This window comes from Geothrix sp. (assembly GCF_030219325.1).
GTDB lineage: Bacteria > Acidobacteriota > Holophagae > Holophagales > Holophagaceae > Geothrix.
On the sequence record NZ_CP126625.1, the window covers coordinates 1,779,868 to 1,793,417 of the forward strand.

Below are 13,550 nucleotides of genomic sequence, written 5' to 3' on the forward strand. Positions count from 1 at the left end.
TGTGGAAGAATGCCCAGATGGAGCGGAATTCTGGGAATGACAGGGCCTGCTGGGTTCTGGTCGGGGGAAGGCGGCGGCTGGGCCGGGCCTTGGCGGAAGATCTGGCCCGGGATCACGACCTGGTGCTGACCAGCTCAGAGCCCTGGACCGGGGAAGCCTGGGTGGATGGCTTGTCGAAGACGGGAAGGATCCGGACGCTCCAGTGGGATGCCGAGAGCCCGGACCTGGTTTCCCGCATGATGGCAGATCTGGACACGTTGGAGACGCAGGGCTGGGTTATTTCAGGAGCCGTGATTCTCGCCGGATCCTTCCCCGAGAACCCCTTCGGAACCTGGACAGCAGAGGCCCTGGAAGCCACCTGGCGCCTGAACCTGGGCTTCCCCTTCCTCTGCGCCCAGGCCCTCGCCCCGCGGATGTCGGAAGGCTCGTGCCTCCAGATTCTGCTCGACACCTCGATCCACCGCCCCTGGCTGCAGCGGCTGCCCTACAGCGCTGCCAAGGCCGGCCTGGCCAGCCTCGTGCCGGGCCTGGCCCAGCTGCTGGCGCCCGAGGTGCGGGTGGTGGGCCACGCCCTGGGCGTGCTGCTTCCCCAGGAGGGCAGCGATGCCGCCTGGCTGGGCAGCCGCACCCTGCTGAACCGCATCGGCGACCCTGCCGACCTCTGCCGGGCCGTGCGGTTCGCTGCCGACAGTCCCTTCCTGACTGGCGAAATCCTGACCCAGGACGGCGGAAGGCGCTGGGTGGACCGATGAAATTCAAGGTCAATGAGGTGTTCCACAGCATCCAGGGGGAAGGCGCCCGGATCGGACGCCCCTGCCTCTTCATCCGCCTCACCGGCTGCCCCCTGCGCTGCGTCTACTGCGACACCGAGTACGCGTTCTACGACGGGACCATGCGGGAACTGGATGACCTCCTCACCGACGTGCGTCAGCGCCTGGGCCCCCCAGGCCATGGCCCCAACGCCCCCTTCGTAGAACTCACGGGCGGTGAGCCCCTGGCCCATCCCCAGGCTCCGGAGCTGCTGCGGGCGCTGCTGGACCTCGGCTATGAGGTGGCCCTGGAGACCGCGGGCAGTCACGATCTGGCCCCGGTGCCCCGCGAGGTGATCAAGATCGTGGACCGCAAGACCCCGGGGAGCGGCGAAGGCCACCGCTGGCTCGAAGCCAACCTGGACCACATGGTGCCCGGCCAGGACGAGCTGAAGTTCGTGCTCTGCGATGAAGCCGACTACGCCTGGGCCAGGGCCTGGTGCGCCGAGCGCGCCGTCTGGGACCGCCTGGAAGTGCTGTTCAGCCCCGTCTGGGGAGGCCTCGACCCCGCCTGGCTCGCGAGGCAAGTCGTGGCCGATGGCCTGCCCGTGCGGGTCCAGGTGCAGCTGCACAAGGTCATCTGGGGGGCGCAGCAGAAGGGCGTCTGACGGATCCGAAGATTCGCGGGATCTCGAGGAACCACGCTGGTCACAGGAGGGGATCGGATCCGTCGCGTCGCCTTCACGGCGGATCGCTACTCTGTCCCGTCGCACGGGTCCCACGGCCCGGACTCCGGTCGAAACTGGGCCGGGTCCACTCTCCCTATTCCCTTCAATCATTCCCGCGAATCACCCCACGAGGCATGCGATGACTGGCGTGGATTCCCTGATCGTCCGGACGGCCACGGTCGAACCCATCCCCTCCCTGGAGACTGTTTCCACTGGCCTCGTGCCGGGGACGGCGGTGGGGCGATTGTTCCGGGTGTTCTCCGGCATCCTTCGGTACAACCGGCTGGCCGCACGGTGCGAGGCGCTCCACGGCGGACACCTCCCGTCGAGTGAGCTGCGGACCTTCCTGACGGGGTGGTCCAGCGAGGTGCTGCCCTTGCTGAACCTGGAGGTGCGGCGCCTGGGGAGGATCGAGCCCCTCCAGACTCCCGCCCTCTTCGTGGGCAACCACATGAGCTACCTGGATATCCCCCTGCTCATGAGCCAGGTTCCCGTGGTGTTCCTGGGCAAGCAGGAGATCGCCAAGTGGCCTGTCCTGGGGGCCGCGGGACGGCGCGCCGGCATGGTGTTCGTCAAGCGCGAATCGGATGGTTCCCGGCGCCAGGCCGTCCGGGCCATCGCCGAATGCCTGCAGGCCAGGGGTATGAGCCTGGGGCTCTTCCCCTCGGGCACGACCTCCCTGGATGAAGCCCGGCCCTGGCGCACCGGCGCCTTCCGGATTGCCAGGGAATTGGGCTTCCCCATCCAGCCCTTCCGGCTGACCTACGAGCCGATCGGGCGGGCCGCCTTCGTCGGCGAGGATCTCCTCCTGCCGCACCTGTACCGTCTGCTGCAGGCAGGGCGCATCTCGGCCCGGATCGAGTTCGGCGAGCCCAGGATGATCGGGGATCCGGAGGCCGATGCCCGCGAGCTGTGGGCCTGGAGCCGGGAGCTGGTCCTGGATTGAGGCCCGGCTCAGTCCGGGAGATGCCTGTGGACGGTCTTCACTTCGCCGTCGAACCGGGTGTGCAGGGTGTCGTCCTGGCTGTCGCGGAAGGTTTGTACGCTGCCGTGGCTGCGGGCGCGGTCCAGGGTCGCCAGGTCGAGGTCGGCGACGATCACTTGTTCCACATTGGCCGCCGCCTCGGTGGCGATGCCGTCCATGGGGAAGGCGAAGTCCGCCGGGCTGTAGATGCCGCTCTGGGCGTACTGGCTGGTGAGATCCGTCATCAGGGGCAGGCTCCCCACCATGCCGGCAGTGACCGTGAAGATCTGGTTCTCGATGGCCCGGGCGCGGGCGCAGGTCGTCACCCGGCAGGTGCCGCGCCGGTCGTCCGTCATGTAGGGGACCACGAGCAGCTCGACGCCGTGATGGTTGCAGAGGATCTTCACCAGCTCCGGGAACTGGACGTCGTAGCAGATGGCCACGGCGAACTTGCCGAAGTCGGTGTCGATGACCAGCAGGTCCCGTCCCGGAGAGAACTTCCAGATCTTCCGCTCGGCTGGGGTCAGGTGGAGCTTCGCCTGATGAAGCGGGTCGGCCCCGGGGAAGTACACGGAGGCCACGTTCAGCAGCCGGTCCCCCTCGAGGCGGGGCATGGTCCCGCCGACGATGATCCGCTCATAGTCCGTGGCCAGCCGCTTGAAGAGCCCGTCGAAGGCCTCTGCATGCTCGCCGGCGAGGTGCCGCATGGCCTCGGCGGGTTCGCCAGCGCCATTGTTGAGTCCCATGAGCTGCACCCCGAGCAGCTCGGGGAACACGATGAGATCCGCGTCGTAGTCATCGGCCACGTCCACGAAGGTCTCCACGTGGTCGGCGAATTCCTGGAAGCTGCTGATCGTCCGGAGGGCGTACTGGACCGCGCAGACCCGGATGGGGCGGGACATCACGGGTTTGGGGGCCGAGAAGCGCATCAGAGTTCCATGGAGATGAGGGCGGCACAGTCGGAGCTTTCGGGATCCGAGATGTAGTTCCGCAACAGCCCCCGGACCCGGAAACCCAGCCGCAGCTGCTTCGATAGCGTGGGGTCGTAGATGAGCCCCCGCTCCACCAGGGCCAGGTAGGCGTCCGGTGGAAGCAGGTCCGCCGCAAAGTGGTACCCGGGCATCCTGGCCCCAGCCACGAAGGAGCGGCAACCCAGGCGGAGGGCGAGTGCGATGCGCGCCGCATACAGGTGGTGGGCCAGCCCCATGCCCTGGAATTCCGGATCGACGGCCAGGTCCACTCCGTAGAAGGTGTCACCCTGCGGATCATGGGAGGCCAGAGATCCCCGCTCCGTGATCTCGGACCAGCGATGGGGCCGCAGTGCCCGCTCCGCCGACACCATCATGGATGTCGAATCGGCGATCAGGCGGCCCTGTCCATCCAGGATCGACAGCTGACCCTCGGGGAACACTTCGAAGTGCCGCAGCAGGGTCTGGGCGGGCCAGACGGCTTCGGGGCCGTGGGGTTCGGCATAGACCCGGCGCATGAGTTCGATGACGTCCGGGATGTCCTCCGGTCGGCGCGGCCGGAGGACCCACTCATCGGGAAGGGAACGGAGGATCGAGGTGGCTGCAATCAGGGCCGGCGTCATGGCCAATCCTTCCTGGGATTCCATTGCACCCTCTCGGTGAGCCGCGAGTGTGACCACGGCGTAAAAGGAACGGTCTGAGTGGGGTCACCCTGGTTCGTGGCGCCTCTGGCCAGGCGAGGAAACCAGGCGGATACGTTCGGAAGCGGACTGAAGCGGGTCAGAACGGTCTGGATGAGCCCTGATGGGACCAGTGCCGGGACCACCGCGAAAGCTGAAGGGCCAGCAGCTCGATGGCACCCCAGATCAGGGCCCCTCCCAGGGCCAGGATGGCGATCAGTCGGGTTCGCATGGACAGGGTTCGCATGGGATTCCTTCACAAGGTGGCCGGGTGCGGCACAGGTCCGCGGCGTTTGGCCAGACGGCGGGAGTGGAAGAAACCAGGAACTGCGGGCCGATGGCGGCAAGAGGCACTGAACGTCAATGTAATCCGCCGGATGCCGTGGCCATGTCGGCGGTGTGACGATTGCGTGAATCGGAACATTGAGTGGTGGTCCTGGCTCCGTGGCGGGCTATGCTTCGGGCTCTTCCTCCCCCTTCTCTGACCGTGCCCATGCTGCGCCTGCAACTCCTCGACGACCTTGCCAGGTGCATCGACACCGGTGGCGCCCACTTCGAGACGCGCACGCTGTGCGAGGTGACCTGCCAGGGCCAGCGCCTGCCCGTACAGGCGGTCATGGTGGGCAACCCGGACCTCCGCGTTCCCGCGGTGGGGTTCTTCGGTGGTGTCCATGGGCTGGAGCGGATCGGGGCGGAAGTGGTCCTGGCCTTCCTGCAGAATCTGGCCGGACGCCTGCGATGGGACACCACCTTGAATGCCCTGCTGGAGTCGGTTCGCATCGTGTTCGTGCCCCTGGTCAATCCGGGCGGCATCCTGACCGGAACGCGCGCGAATCCCAACGGCGTGGACCTGATGCGGAATGCGCCCGTGGATTCACTGGAGCGGGTTCCCTGGCTGATCGGCGGGCAACGCCTCAGCCCCAGGCTGCCCTGGTTCCGGGGTGAGCCGGACCAGCCCATGGAAGCGGAGAGCCGCGCCGTGTGCGAGGTCGTCACCAGCGAGCTGTTCACCCACTCCTTCTGCATCGCCGTGGATTGCCACTCGGGCTTCGGCATGGCCGACCGGATCTGGTTCCCCTATGCGCACACCCGGGTTCCCATCAGCCACCTCGCGGAGATGCACGCCCTCAAGGACCTGCTCCAGGAGACGCTCTGCAACTACCGGTACGTGTTCGAACCGCAGAGCGGGCAGTACCTCACCCACGGCGATCTCTGGGACCACCTTTACCTGGCCTCCCTGCAGCGGCCGGAACGGGTCTTCCTGCCCTTGACCCTGGAGATGGGCTCCTGGAGTTGGGTGAAGAAGAACCCCCGGCAGTTCTTCTCACTCCTGGGCAACTTCAATCCCCTGATCGAGCACCGCCAGCAGCGGGTGCTGAGGCGGCACGTCCCCTTGCTGGAATTCTTCGCACGGGCCGCCTGCAGCCATGACCGCTGGCAGCCGTCCGGCAGCGAACGGGCGCGGCACCGGGCGCTGGCCATGGCGCACTGGTACCCGGAGTTGGCAGGCGGAGAGGGGACATGAATACTTGGATTCTGCTCCGGGGGCTGACCCGTGAAAACCGGCACTGGGGGGCGTTTCCCGAGAGGCTCGCGAAGGCGCTTCCGGAAGCCCGCGTGGTCCTGCTGGAACTTCCGGGAAACGGAGAACGCAATGGCGAGGCCAGTCCCTGGACCATCACCGAGGCGGCGCAGCAGTGCCGGACCGACTTGAAGAAACTCGGCCTTCCACCCCCCTACCACCTGCTGGCGATGTCGCTGGGGGGGATGGTGGCCACGGCCTGGGCCGCCGGCCATCCGGAGGAGATTGCGGCCTGTGTCCTGGTCAACACCAGCTTCGGTTCCGTCAGTCCACTCCACCACCGCCTGCGCCCCCGGGCCTGGCCCACCCTGCTGCGGCTCCTGATCTCGGGTCGACCGGAGGCCCGCGAGCGCCACATCTTCCAGCTCACCACCTGCCTCGCGGCGGCCTCGGACGAGCTCATCCGGGAATGGACCGCCATCCGTCAATCGCGGCCTGTCCGCGTGGGCAATGCCTGGCGGCAGCTGATCGCCGCCGCGCGATTCCGACCACCCCAGGCGCCGCCGGTGCCCACCCTGGTATTGGCTGGAGGCGGAGACCGCCTGGTCGATCCACGGTGCTCGGCTGAGATCGCCCGTCGGTGGCGCTGTCCCCTGGTGATCCATCCGACGGCGGGGCACGACCTTCCCCTGGATGACGGGGGCTGGGTCGCCCGCCAGGTGGCGGAGTGGTGCCCGGCCAACGCCGAGCCGTGCTGATCCGGCCACGGATCCGCCAGGACCGTCAGGCGGGGCTGGGGATCGTCCGGGCTGGGGGCAGCCGGCGTTCGAGAAAGCAGGAACAGCCGGCCTCCCGCTTGGCCATCTTCTTGGCTCCGCTCGCTGCGGAAGCCACTTCATGGACATTGGCGTAGGCGCCAGGCTGGGCGCACACCACGCCCACGGACATGGTCACGAGAGGGTGGAATTCGAGCTGCCCCTTGCGGTCCTCAGAGGCATAACCTCCGGCTTCGATGTCCTCCTGATTGAAGAACGAGGACCGATCCGTCCCGAAGCGGCCGAGCAGGCCGTGGACCCTCTCCTCCCAGCCGACCTCCGGCAGGACCGTGATGAAGTCGTCCCCGCCCACATGCCCGATGAAATCGTCCGTTCCGGTGAACACGTCCTGGAGGAGCTTCCCGGTCCACTGGATCAGCTCATCCCCCCGCCGGTAGCCGTACACGTCGTTGTAGGGCTTGAAGTGATCCAGATCCCAGTAGCAGACCACGAAGGATTCCTGGGCATCCAGGCGCGCGTTGAGGTGGTCCTGGATGGGCACGTTGCCGGGCAGCTGAGTGAGCGGGTTGGCATAGCGGGCGGCGGCCAGCTGCATCTGGGTGATCTCCCGGATGAGATCGTGGCCAGAGCCCATGCCGATGTAGCGGCCGCTCCTGGTCAGGATGAAGCCGTGCAGGATGTGGCGTGGATCCGATTCCACCACCCGCTCGCTGAGGGCATGGATGGTGAGGTTCTGATCCACGACCAGGAAGTCCCGCTCCATGAACTGAGTGCAGGGCCGCTTGCCGTACAGCTCGGGGCTGTAGGGGCGCGACATCATGTCCGTGAAGGCGTAGCGGTTCAGGAGCCCCAGAGGAATGCCATCCAGGACGACCGGCAGGGACTGGAGCTCGGGCTGGCTGATGAAGCGGGCCAGGACCTCCTGGTTGCTGACCTCGGGGGAGACGGGAAGGGTCGGCACCAGCAGGCGTTCAGCCGTGGCCCGGCTGGAGGTCTCGAGCGTCCGGGACGCGGGCCTCTCCTTGCTGGGGCGCAGGCGGCGCACGAGGGAAGGGGACTGCCGGGAGTTGGGCTGGGGCGCGGGACGGCCGAGGAGGAAGCCCTGCCCGAAATCGATGCCCAGTTCCTGGATGACGGCCAGATCACCGTCCGTCTCGATGCCCTCGGCGATGACGCGAGCACCGGTCCGATTCGCCAGCTCATGGATGGATCTCAGGAAGTGGAGCTTCACGGGGTCCGAGCCCACTCCCTGCACGAAGTGCTTGTCCACTTTGATGAATTCGGGGCGGAGCTCGGACCAGAGGCGAAGGCTCGAGAAGCCCTCGCCCAGGTCATCCAGGGCGATGGTGAAGCCGAGCGCCCGCAGGTATTCGGCAGCCTCCAGCAGCGGGCCGTACTCGAAGGTGGGCTGGCTCTCTGTGAGCTCGATCACCACGTTCCCCGGCAGCAGGCCCAGCTGCTCCACCAGGTGGGTTCCGTTGGTGGCCCGGCCCTTGGCGTCGAGCAGCGCGCTGGGGCTCAGGTTGACGAAGATCCGGTAGTGCTGGGGCGCCTTGGCCCAGGTGCCCAGGATGGCCTCGATGCAGGACCGCTCCAGCTCCGGCAGGAGCCCGCCCTGACGGGCCGCGCCCAGGAGGTTCAGCGGCGCATGCAGGATGGAGTCGCTGGGCCCTCGGATGAGTCCTTCGAACCCGTACAGCTCCCCGATCCGCAGGTCCAGGATGGGCTGGAAATGGGGGGTCAGCGCCTTCCGGTCCAGGATGGCCCGCAGCTCCGCAAGGTAGCCGGTCGGCTCCACGGCGGGGTCGCAGTCGGCGTGGGTGCACTGGTCCATGAACTCGACCTCCCTGGAATTCGTGGAGAGAGGAAAACACCATCAATGTCCACTATTCGTTCCATCAGGGACCTGACTCGATGGTCCAGGGGTGAATAGCCTGTAACAAACTCGGGTCGCCTCCCGAAGCCGCAGTGAGAGCGCCCCACGACCCCAAGAAGGGGCCGGTCATGAGCTGCCGAGGCTGGTCCTATGCACCCGATGGACTTATCTTCTGCCAGCAGTTCCCGTTGGCCTTCATTGGCCGGTTCTGGGTGGCCTCCCGGGCAGGGCTGGGGTGCTTTCCGGGAGTGGGACAGCCGCGAAGAAATGGCTGGGAATCATGTCATTACAGCAAGTTGACGAAAACAGGTCTGGATGAGCATCTGGAGGATCCGTGCGCCAGTCAATTCTCGATCGAATCTCCGTTCGCGCGAAGCTCTGGCTGCTGGCGGGAAGCCTCATGCTGGCTGCCCTGACGCTGGGCATCGCCGGGTTCTGGGTGGCCTACCGGCTCACGGTCCAGTCCACCGAACTGGCGGACACCATGCTGAAACTGGCCCAGGCCGGGGATCTGGCGCGAGAGGCACAGAACGATTTCAAGACCCAGGTCCAGGAATGGAAGAACATCCTCGTCCGGGGGCACGATCCGGCGCAGATGACCAAGTACCGGACGGCGTTCGACACGAGCGAGAAGGAAGTGGAAGCCGATCTGGGCAGGCTCAAGGTGGCGCTGAAAGATCTGGACATCCCGACTCAGCCGCTCGACAAGACCCTGCAGGAACTCCACGCGCTGGGGGCGAAGTACCGGGAGGCGCTCGGCACCTGGAAGGACAAGGACCCCCTGGCCTATCGGGCGGTGGATGCCCAGCTGAAGGGCATCGACCGGCCCATGAATGAAGCCATCAAGGCCCTGGCCGAGACCACCTTCACGGAAGCGAAGAAGATCGAGGCCAGGGAGAAGGCGGAGATGGCTGCCGTGGTGCGGCAGGGGGCGATCCTCAAGGGCGCCATCCTGGTGATCAGCCTGGCCTTCGGCATCGTCATCTCGAGGGCCATCATGGGGCGCATCCTGCGCTCCCTGAAAGAGGCGACCGATGGCATGGAGCGCATGGTGGCGGGGGACTTCACCAGGGGCGTCGAAGTCCGGTCAGAGGATGAGCTCGGACGCATGGCAACGGACTTCAATGCCATGCTGACGCGCTTCCAGGAGCTCTTCAGCCAGTTGCGGAACGCGAGCACCCGCGTGGCCGAGGGCTCGACGGAGCTGAGTGCCACGGCCGGCGAGGTGGCCCGAGCCACGGGGGAGATCGCCCAGTTCGCCGAGGGGCAGCGGATCGCCTCCGAGCGCACCGCCGCGGCCATGACCGAGTTCGCGGCCTCCATCCAGCAGGTCGCCGGGAACGCGAAGACAAGCCACGCCCGCACCGAGACCATGGTGAAAGCCGCGGCGGAAGGAGCCCGGCAGGGCGAGGCCACCGTGATGGCCATGCAGGCCATCCGGGAATCCACCCAGCAGATGGTGAAGGCCGTCCAGGTGATCCAGGACCTGGCACGGCAGACGAACCTGCTCGCCCTGAACGCGGCCATCGAGTCGGCCAAGGCGGGCGTGCACGGCAAGGGCTTCGCGGTGGTGGCCGAGGAGGTCCGCAAGCTGGCCGAACACAGCGCCGGTGCCGCCAAGCAGATCGGCGACCTCATCCACAAGACCGAGGAGGCCATGCAGGAAGGCATCCGGACCGTCGAGGCCACGGACGCCACCATCCGGACCATCGAGGAGAACATCTCCGCGGTGGTGAATGCCGCCCGGGAGATCGGAGCCGCCACCGAGGAGCAGGAGCGTACCTCGGATGAGGTGGCCCGGCAGGTCGAGGAATCCGCACAGTCCACCGAGCGCAGCGCCGCGGCTTCCACCGAGCTGGCCCAGACCGTGGAGGAGGTGAACCGCACCGCGGAGCACCTGGCCCGGATCGCCGAGGACTTGTCGGCTTCACTGGCAAGGTTCAAGACTTCCTGAAGCCCCCGGGCGGGAGTCGAAGTTACGGCTGCGTCACCCAAGAGACACGCTGGTGTTGAACGCCCGCCCGATAAGTGGGGTGGAGCCGCTCATGCCGTCACGCCCCCATTTCCTCACCAGACTTCGACGGAAGGAGCTGGGAATCGCGATCCTGGTCTGCCTGCTCCCGACGGCCCTCACAGCTCAGGGGGTTCCCGTGGAGGAGGCGGCCAAGTTCCTCCTGATCCTGGCCAACAGCGCGGGGTCGGAAGGCCGGGTCGCCTGCAAGGAACTGGACATGGTCATGCAGCTGAAGAAGTCGGAGATTTCTGTCGACGCCAAGGCCAATGTCGCCTGGTCCTTCACACCGGAGCAGACGAAGTTCTACGCAGGCCAGGGGAAGCTGGTGGTCTGCAGCAGCCGGAAGCTGTTCGCCGAGGGTGGGGTCATCGCCTTCGAGCGCATCAATGGCCGCCTGACCATCTTCGTCCACCAGGCGAATCTGGGGCGAAGCGGGGTCACGCTTCCGGATTCCTTCCTGCGGATCGCGGTGAAGCAGTAGCCGCGGCAGGACAGTCGGCTACTTCCAGGTGGCCAGTTCCTTCACCAGGTTGTCCGTGTATTCCTTCGGAGCTCCGCCGGGCTTCGACAGGTCGATGGCTTTCTGGAGGTGGGCAAGCGCCTCGGGCATCCGCTTCGCTTCCTTGTAGATTCGCGCGGCGGTCTCATGGTTCCAGAAGCTCTCGCCGATTTTCAGGCTCTTTTCGATCCAGGCCAGGGCCTTCTGGGGCTCGATGGCCTGGTCCTGGCAGTACTTGGCGGCCTGGTACCAGGGCACCCAGTCGGTCTCGGGGGCCTGCTTCAGCTTGTCCTCGAGGTGGCTCCAGTAGATGGCCCTGGTGTCGAAGGCCACGGGGAAGCTCACGCGCACCTTCTCCCAGCCCAGTTCCACCACGGCACCATCCAGGCCCGTGGGCAGCACGCGGTATTCCAGGTACTCCTGGTGGGGGACCGCCATGGGCGTGACCTCCCAGCGCATCACGTCCTCTTCCTTCTTGTATTCGTAGGCGCCCCACTGCTTGGCCTTCCTGTTGAGGATCAGGGTCCAGGTCTTTTCACTGGGGATCACGAAGAAGCCGTAGCTCCCGGCAGGCACGTCCTTGCCCGCGACCTTGGCGGCGTGGCTGAGGGTGATCACCGTGGCGCTGTTGGCACCGGCCCGCCAGACCTGGCCGAAGGGCACCACCTCGCCCCAGATCTTCCGGCCCTTCACGGCTGGACGGGCGAAGGTGAGGTCGATCTTGCTGATGCCGATCTCCTGCGACAGCGTGCTGGCGGGGCTCACGCGCAGGGGCGTCAACCGCACTGGCGCCGGCTTGTCCTGGGCGGCCAGCGAGCAGACGACGAGGGCGGGGAGCAGCAGGTTACGCATGGGGATCTCCTGGGTGGGGGGATTCGAGGGTAGCACCGGTGGCTGGGGGCAGGAGGAACCGCCCGGGCTGGCGGTTGAAGGCACGGAGGATGTTCCACCAGAGGTGGCGGCTGGCACGGCCACTGAGCCCGCGGGCGCGGAGGGCGGTCCAGAGGGCCAGGGCGAAGGACACGGCGAAGTTCATGGCGCCGATGAGGGCGACGCCCAGCAGGCCCCAGAGCACATCCGCCCAGGGCAGGGCGCCCTGGGCCCAGAGGCTCGCCGAGGCCAGGGCCAGGGCCGCGGACTGGAGCGTCACGTGGCGCACCTCCAGGTGGATGCCGGCGAACGCGAAGGCCATGGGCACGAAGACCAGCAGGCCACCAAGGACGGCATAGCCCACGAACCCGGATATGTGACGGTGGACGAAGCGGCCAAGGGCGGTGGCCCGGTCCGCGCCGAGGAGGGCCCGGATCCGATGGCTCTGGGCCAGGGCCTCGGGCAGCCGGCGATAGGCGCTCCAGTTGGCGGCCCAGCCGGAGGCCAGGCTGGACAGCCACAGCAGCACGCCCGTGGCGGCGGCGAAGACCAGCGTCCAGCCATGGAAGGGATGGTTGCCGTGAAGGCTGTGCAGGGCGGTATCCAGGTTGAGGGGGCCGTGTCCACTCAGCCAGATCCACAGAGCGGAGATGCCCAGGGCGGCGGGGATGGCGGCGAAGACATTGCCCAGGGTGGCGATGACCTGGGTGCGCGTGATGGCCGCGACGAGATCGATTTCGCGGGTCTGGTCCTCGTCGGCCTCCAGGGCCCTGGCGAGGGCCGCCGCAGTCATGGCCGGCTGCTTCGAGGCCAGGCTGAACCCCAGCAGCTGCATGAGGCAGAAACTCGCGGCGTAGTTGAAGCTGAGGGAGAGGCCCAGCAGCAGGGGCGCCAGGGGCAGGGCGGAGAGACCGTACTTGAACAGGGCCGTGCCGGCGGTGAGGACCCCGCCCCCCGCGGCGGACCAGCCCATGAGTCGCCATTCCCTGCGGTCGCGGGCGATGTAGTGCTCGCCCGTCTCGCCGGTGTGCTCGACGACCTTCCGGGCCAGGCGCTTGACGGTGGTGCGGAGCAGGGCCATGAAGCCATGCTGGGAAGCGCTTCCGCGCACCAGCTCCACGGTGAAGGCCGGGCCATCACCATCACCCGAGACGAAGGCCAGCAGCTGGGCGATGCGCTCCAGCTGGGCCTGCAGCAGCTCGAGACGGAAGACCAGGTCGGTGGATACGCCCTTCTCCTCGATCCGATCGTGGGCCTGGTCCAGGGCTCTGGCGCATTCAGCCCGGCAGTGCTCCCAGGCCAGGCGCGCTTCGGGATCCTGCGGTCGTTCGCCGCGCTCTCTCACCGCCCTGGTCAGGTTGAAGAAGGGGGAATCCGCATCGCTGCCAGCGGGATCCAGGCTGAGCAGATCCCTGGACAATCCCACGGCCGCGGCCCGGTGGGCGAGCAGCCGCGCGGCATGCACCCAGATGTCCGTCGGCGGCCGCACCAGGCTGGCCCAGGCCGTCCGCAGATCCTCGGGCAGCCCCTCGATCCAGACGGCATCGGCGTCATCCAGATCCAGCCGGTCCAGCAGGGCGTAGAGGTCACCCTCGGCATCAAGGCGGGGGATGATCCGATCCACCAGCCGGAGGAAACCCTCGCCCAGCAGGGAGGTCCGGTCCGGCAGGCCGGTCTCCGCCAGGAGCCGGATGGCCGAGGCATGGTTCCACTCCTCGGCCAGGACGGCGGCCAGCTCCCGCTCGTCCAGAGCCCCCTGCAGCCTCCGCAGGCGGCTCGTGCGACGGGCCTCGCCATCCACGGAAGCCACCGGGGAGGCCTCCAGCAGCCAGCGGAGCAGAGGCTCCAGCTTGGGCCCCTTTCCGCTGAGCAGACTGTCCAACCTGGGGTCTGGCAGGGCCATC

13 protein-coding genes are annotated in these 13,550 nt (G+C 67.3%); 7 read left to right on the plus strand and 6 right to left on the minus strand.

Annotation, left to right across the window (positions count from 1 at the left end; genetic code table 11):
• Nucleotides 1–17: 17 nt before the first annotated feature.
• The 3 genes from QOZ81_RS08060 (at nucleotide 18) to QOZ81_RS08070 (ending at nucleotide 2,423) form a co-directional block, all read left to right on the plus strand.
• The gene (locus QOZ81_RS08060; RefSeq protein ID WP_291199091.1) at nucleotides 18–752 is read left to right on the plus strand and encodes an SDR family oxidoreductase; all 735 of its coding nucleotides are present in this window, start codon (nucleotides 18–20) and stop codon (nucleotides 750–752) included.
• Nucleotides 749–1,417, plus strand: a complete 669-nt coding sequence (locus tag QOZ81_RS08065) for a radical SAM protein (RefSeq protein WP_291199089.1) — start codon at nucleotides 749–751, stop codon at nucleotides 1,415–1,417. Before QOZ81_RS08060 ends, QOZ81_RS08065 begins: the two co-directional genes overlap by 4 nt.
• A 199-nt stretch (nucleotides 1,418–1,616) precedes the next feature.
• Nucleotides 1,617–2,423 (plus strand): lysophospholipid acyltransferase family protein, encoded by an 807-nt coding sequence (locus tag QOZ81_RS08070; protein WP_291199087.1) that lies wholly within the window; start codon nucleotides 1,617–1,619, stop codon nucleotides 2,421–2,423.
• Nucleotides 2,424–2,431: 8 nt separating this feature from the next.
• Here QOZ81_RS08070 and QOZ81_RS08075 read toward each other — a convergent pair whose 3' ends face one another.
• The 3 genes from QOZ81_RS08075 to QOZ81_RS08085 all read right to left on the minus strand — a co-directional run bounded on the left by QOZ81_RS08075 (nucleotide 2,432) and on the right by QOZ81_RS08085 (nucleotide 4,336).
• On the minus strand, nucleotides 2,432–3,370 hold the full coding sequence (locus tag QOZ81_RS08075) for a carbon-nitrogen hydrolase family protein (protein WP_291199085.1): 939 nt from the start codon (nucleotides 3,368–3,370) through the stop codon (nucleotides 2,432–2,434).
• Nucleotides 3,370–4,032: a GNAT family N-acetyltransferase gene (locus QOZ81_RS08080; RefSeq protein WP_291199083.1), complete on the minus strand. Its 663-nt coding sequence runs from the start codon at nucleotides 4,030–4,032 to the stop codon at nucleotides 3,370–3,372. The genes QOZ81_RS08075 and QOZ81_RS08080 overlap by 1 nt, the downstream gene beginning before the upstream one ends.
• Before the next feature lie 157 nt (nucleotides 4,033–4,189).
• On the minus strand, nucleotides 4,190–4,336 hold the full coding sequence (locus tag QOZ81_RS08085) for a hypothetical protein (protein WP_291199080.1): 147 nt from the start codon (nucleotides 4,334–4,336) through the stop codon (nucleotides 4,190–4,192).
• Between the two features lie 246 nt (nucleotides 4,337–4,582).
• Between QOZ81_RS08085 and QOZ81_RS08090 the strand changes: the two genes are divergently transcribed.
• On the plus strand, nucleotides 4,583–5,614 hold the full coding sequence (locus QOZ81_RS08090; RefSeq protein ID WP_291199078.1) for a M14 family zinc carboxypeptidase: 1,032 nt from the start codon (nucleotides 4,583–4,585) through the stop codon (nucleotides 5,612–5,614).
• Nucleotides 5,611–6,369, plus strand: coding sequence for an alpha/beta fold hydrolase (locus tag QOZ81_RS08095; RefSeq protein WP_291199076.1), 759 nt, complete (start codon nucleotides 5,611–5,613; stop codon nucleotides 6,367–6,369). Before QOZ81_RS08090 ends, QOZ81_RS08095 begins: the two co-directional genes overlap by 4 nt.
• Nucleotides 6,370–6,394: 25 nt before the next feature.
• Here the strand turns inward: QOZ81_RS08095 and QOZ81_RS08100 are convergent, their stop codons facing one another.
• A complete protein-coding gene (locus QOZ81_RS08100) occupies nucleotides 6,395–8,221 on the minus strand; it encodes a GGDEF domain-containing protein (protein WP_291199074.1) in 1,827 nt (608 codons plus the stop codon).
• Nucleotides 8,222–8,597: 376 nt separating this feature from the next.
• On the opposite strand from QOZ81_RS08100, the gene QOZ81_RS08105 reads away from it, so the two are divergent.
• Nucleotides 8,598–10,217, plus strand: a complete 1,620-nt coding sequence (locus QOZ81_RS08105) for a methyl-accepting chemotaxis protein (protein ID WP_291199072.1) — start codon at nucleotides 8,598–8,600, stop codon at nucleotides 10,215–10,217.
• A 91-nt stretch (nucleotides 10,218–10,308) separates the two neighbouring features.
• A complete protein-coding gene (locus QOZ81_RS08110) occupies nucleotides 10,309–10,758 on the plus strand; it encodes a hypothetical protein (RefSeq protein WP_291199070.1) in 450 nt (149 codons plus the stop codon).
• 18 nt (nucleotides 10,759–10,776) lie between these two features.
• On the opposite strand, the gene QOZ81_RS08115 is transcribed toward QOZ81_RS08110, so the two are convergent.
• Entirely contained in the window at nucleotides 10,777–11,628 is an 852-nt protein-coding gene (locus QOZ81_RS08115) for a DUF2911 domain-containing protein (protein ID WP_291199068.1), read from the minus strand.
• Entirely contained in the window at nucleotides 11,621–13,549 is a 1,929-nt protein-coding gene (locus QOZ81_RS08120; protein ID WP_291199066.1) for a hypothetical protein, read from the minus strand. The genes QOZ81_RS08115 and QOZ81_RS08120 overlap by 8 nt, the downstream gene beginning before the upstream one ends.
• Between the last annotated feature and the right edge of the window lies 1 nt (nucleotide 13,550).

What these genes read in the sequence shown, in the direction of transcription:
- QOZ81_RS08115 (WP_291199068.1), bottom strand. Translation starts at nt 11,628, where the DNA reads ATGCGTAACCTGCTGCTCCCCGCCCTCGTCGTCTGCTCGCTGGCCGCC.
- QOZ81_RS08060 (WP_291199091.1), top strand. Translation starts at nt 18, where the DNA reads ATGGAGCGGAATTCTGGGAATGACAGGGCCTGCTGGGTTCTGGTCGGG.
- QOZ81_RS08075 (WP_291199085.1), bottom strand. Translation starts at nt 3,370, where the DNA reads ATGCGCTTCTCGGCCCCCAAACCCGTGATGTCCCGCCCCATCCGGGTC.
- QOZ81_RS08070 (WP_291199087.1), top strand. Translation starts at nt 1,617, where the DNA reads ATGACTGGCGTGGATTCCCTGATCGTCCGGACGGCCACGGTCGAACCC.
- QOZ81_RS08080 (WP_291199083.1), bottom strand. Translation starts at nt 4,032, where the DNA reads ATGACGCCGGCCCTGATTGCAGCCACCTCGATCCTCCGTTCCCTTCCC.
- QOZ81_RS08120 (WP_291199066.1), bottom strand. Translation starts at nt 13,549, where the DNA reads ATGGCCCTGCCAGACCCCAGGTTGGACAGTCTGCTCAGCGGAAAGGGG.
- QOZ81_RS08065 (WP_291199089.1), top strand. Translation starts at nt 749, where the DNA reads ATGAAATTCAAGGTCAATGAGGTGTTCCACAGCATCCAGGGGGAAGGC.
- QOZ81_RS08100 (WP_291199074.1), bottom strand. Translation starts at nt 8,221, where the DNA reads ATGGACCAGTGCACCCACGCCGACTGCGACCCCGCCGTGGAGCCGACC.
- QOZ81_RS08095 (WP_291199076.1), top strand. Translation starts at nt 5,611, where the DNA reads ATGAATACTTGGATTCTGCTCCGGGGGCTGACCCGTGAAAACCGGCAC.
- QOZ81_RS08085 (WP_291199080.1), bottom strand. Translation starts at nt 4,336, where the DNA reads ATGCGAACCCTGTCCATGCGAACCCGACTGATCGCCATCCTGGCCCTG.
- QOZ81_RS08090 (WP_291199078.1), top strand. Translation starts at nt 4,583, where the DNA reads ATGCTGCGCCTGCAACTCCTCGACGACCTTGCCAGGTGCATCGACACC.
- QOZ81_RS08110 (WP_291199070.1), top strand. Translation starts at nt 10,309, where the DNA reads ATGCCGTCACGCCCCCATTTCCTCACCAGACTTCGACGGAAGGAGCTG.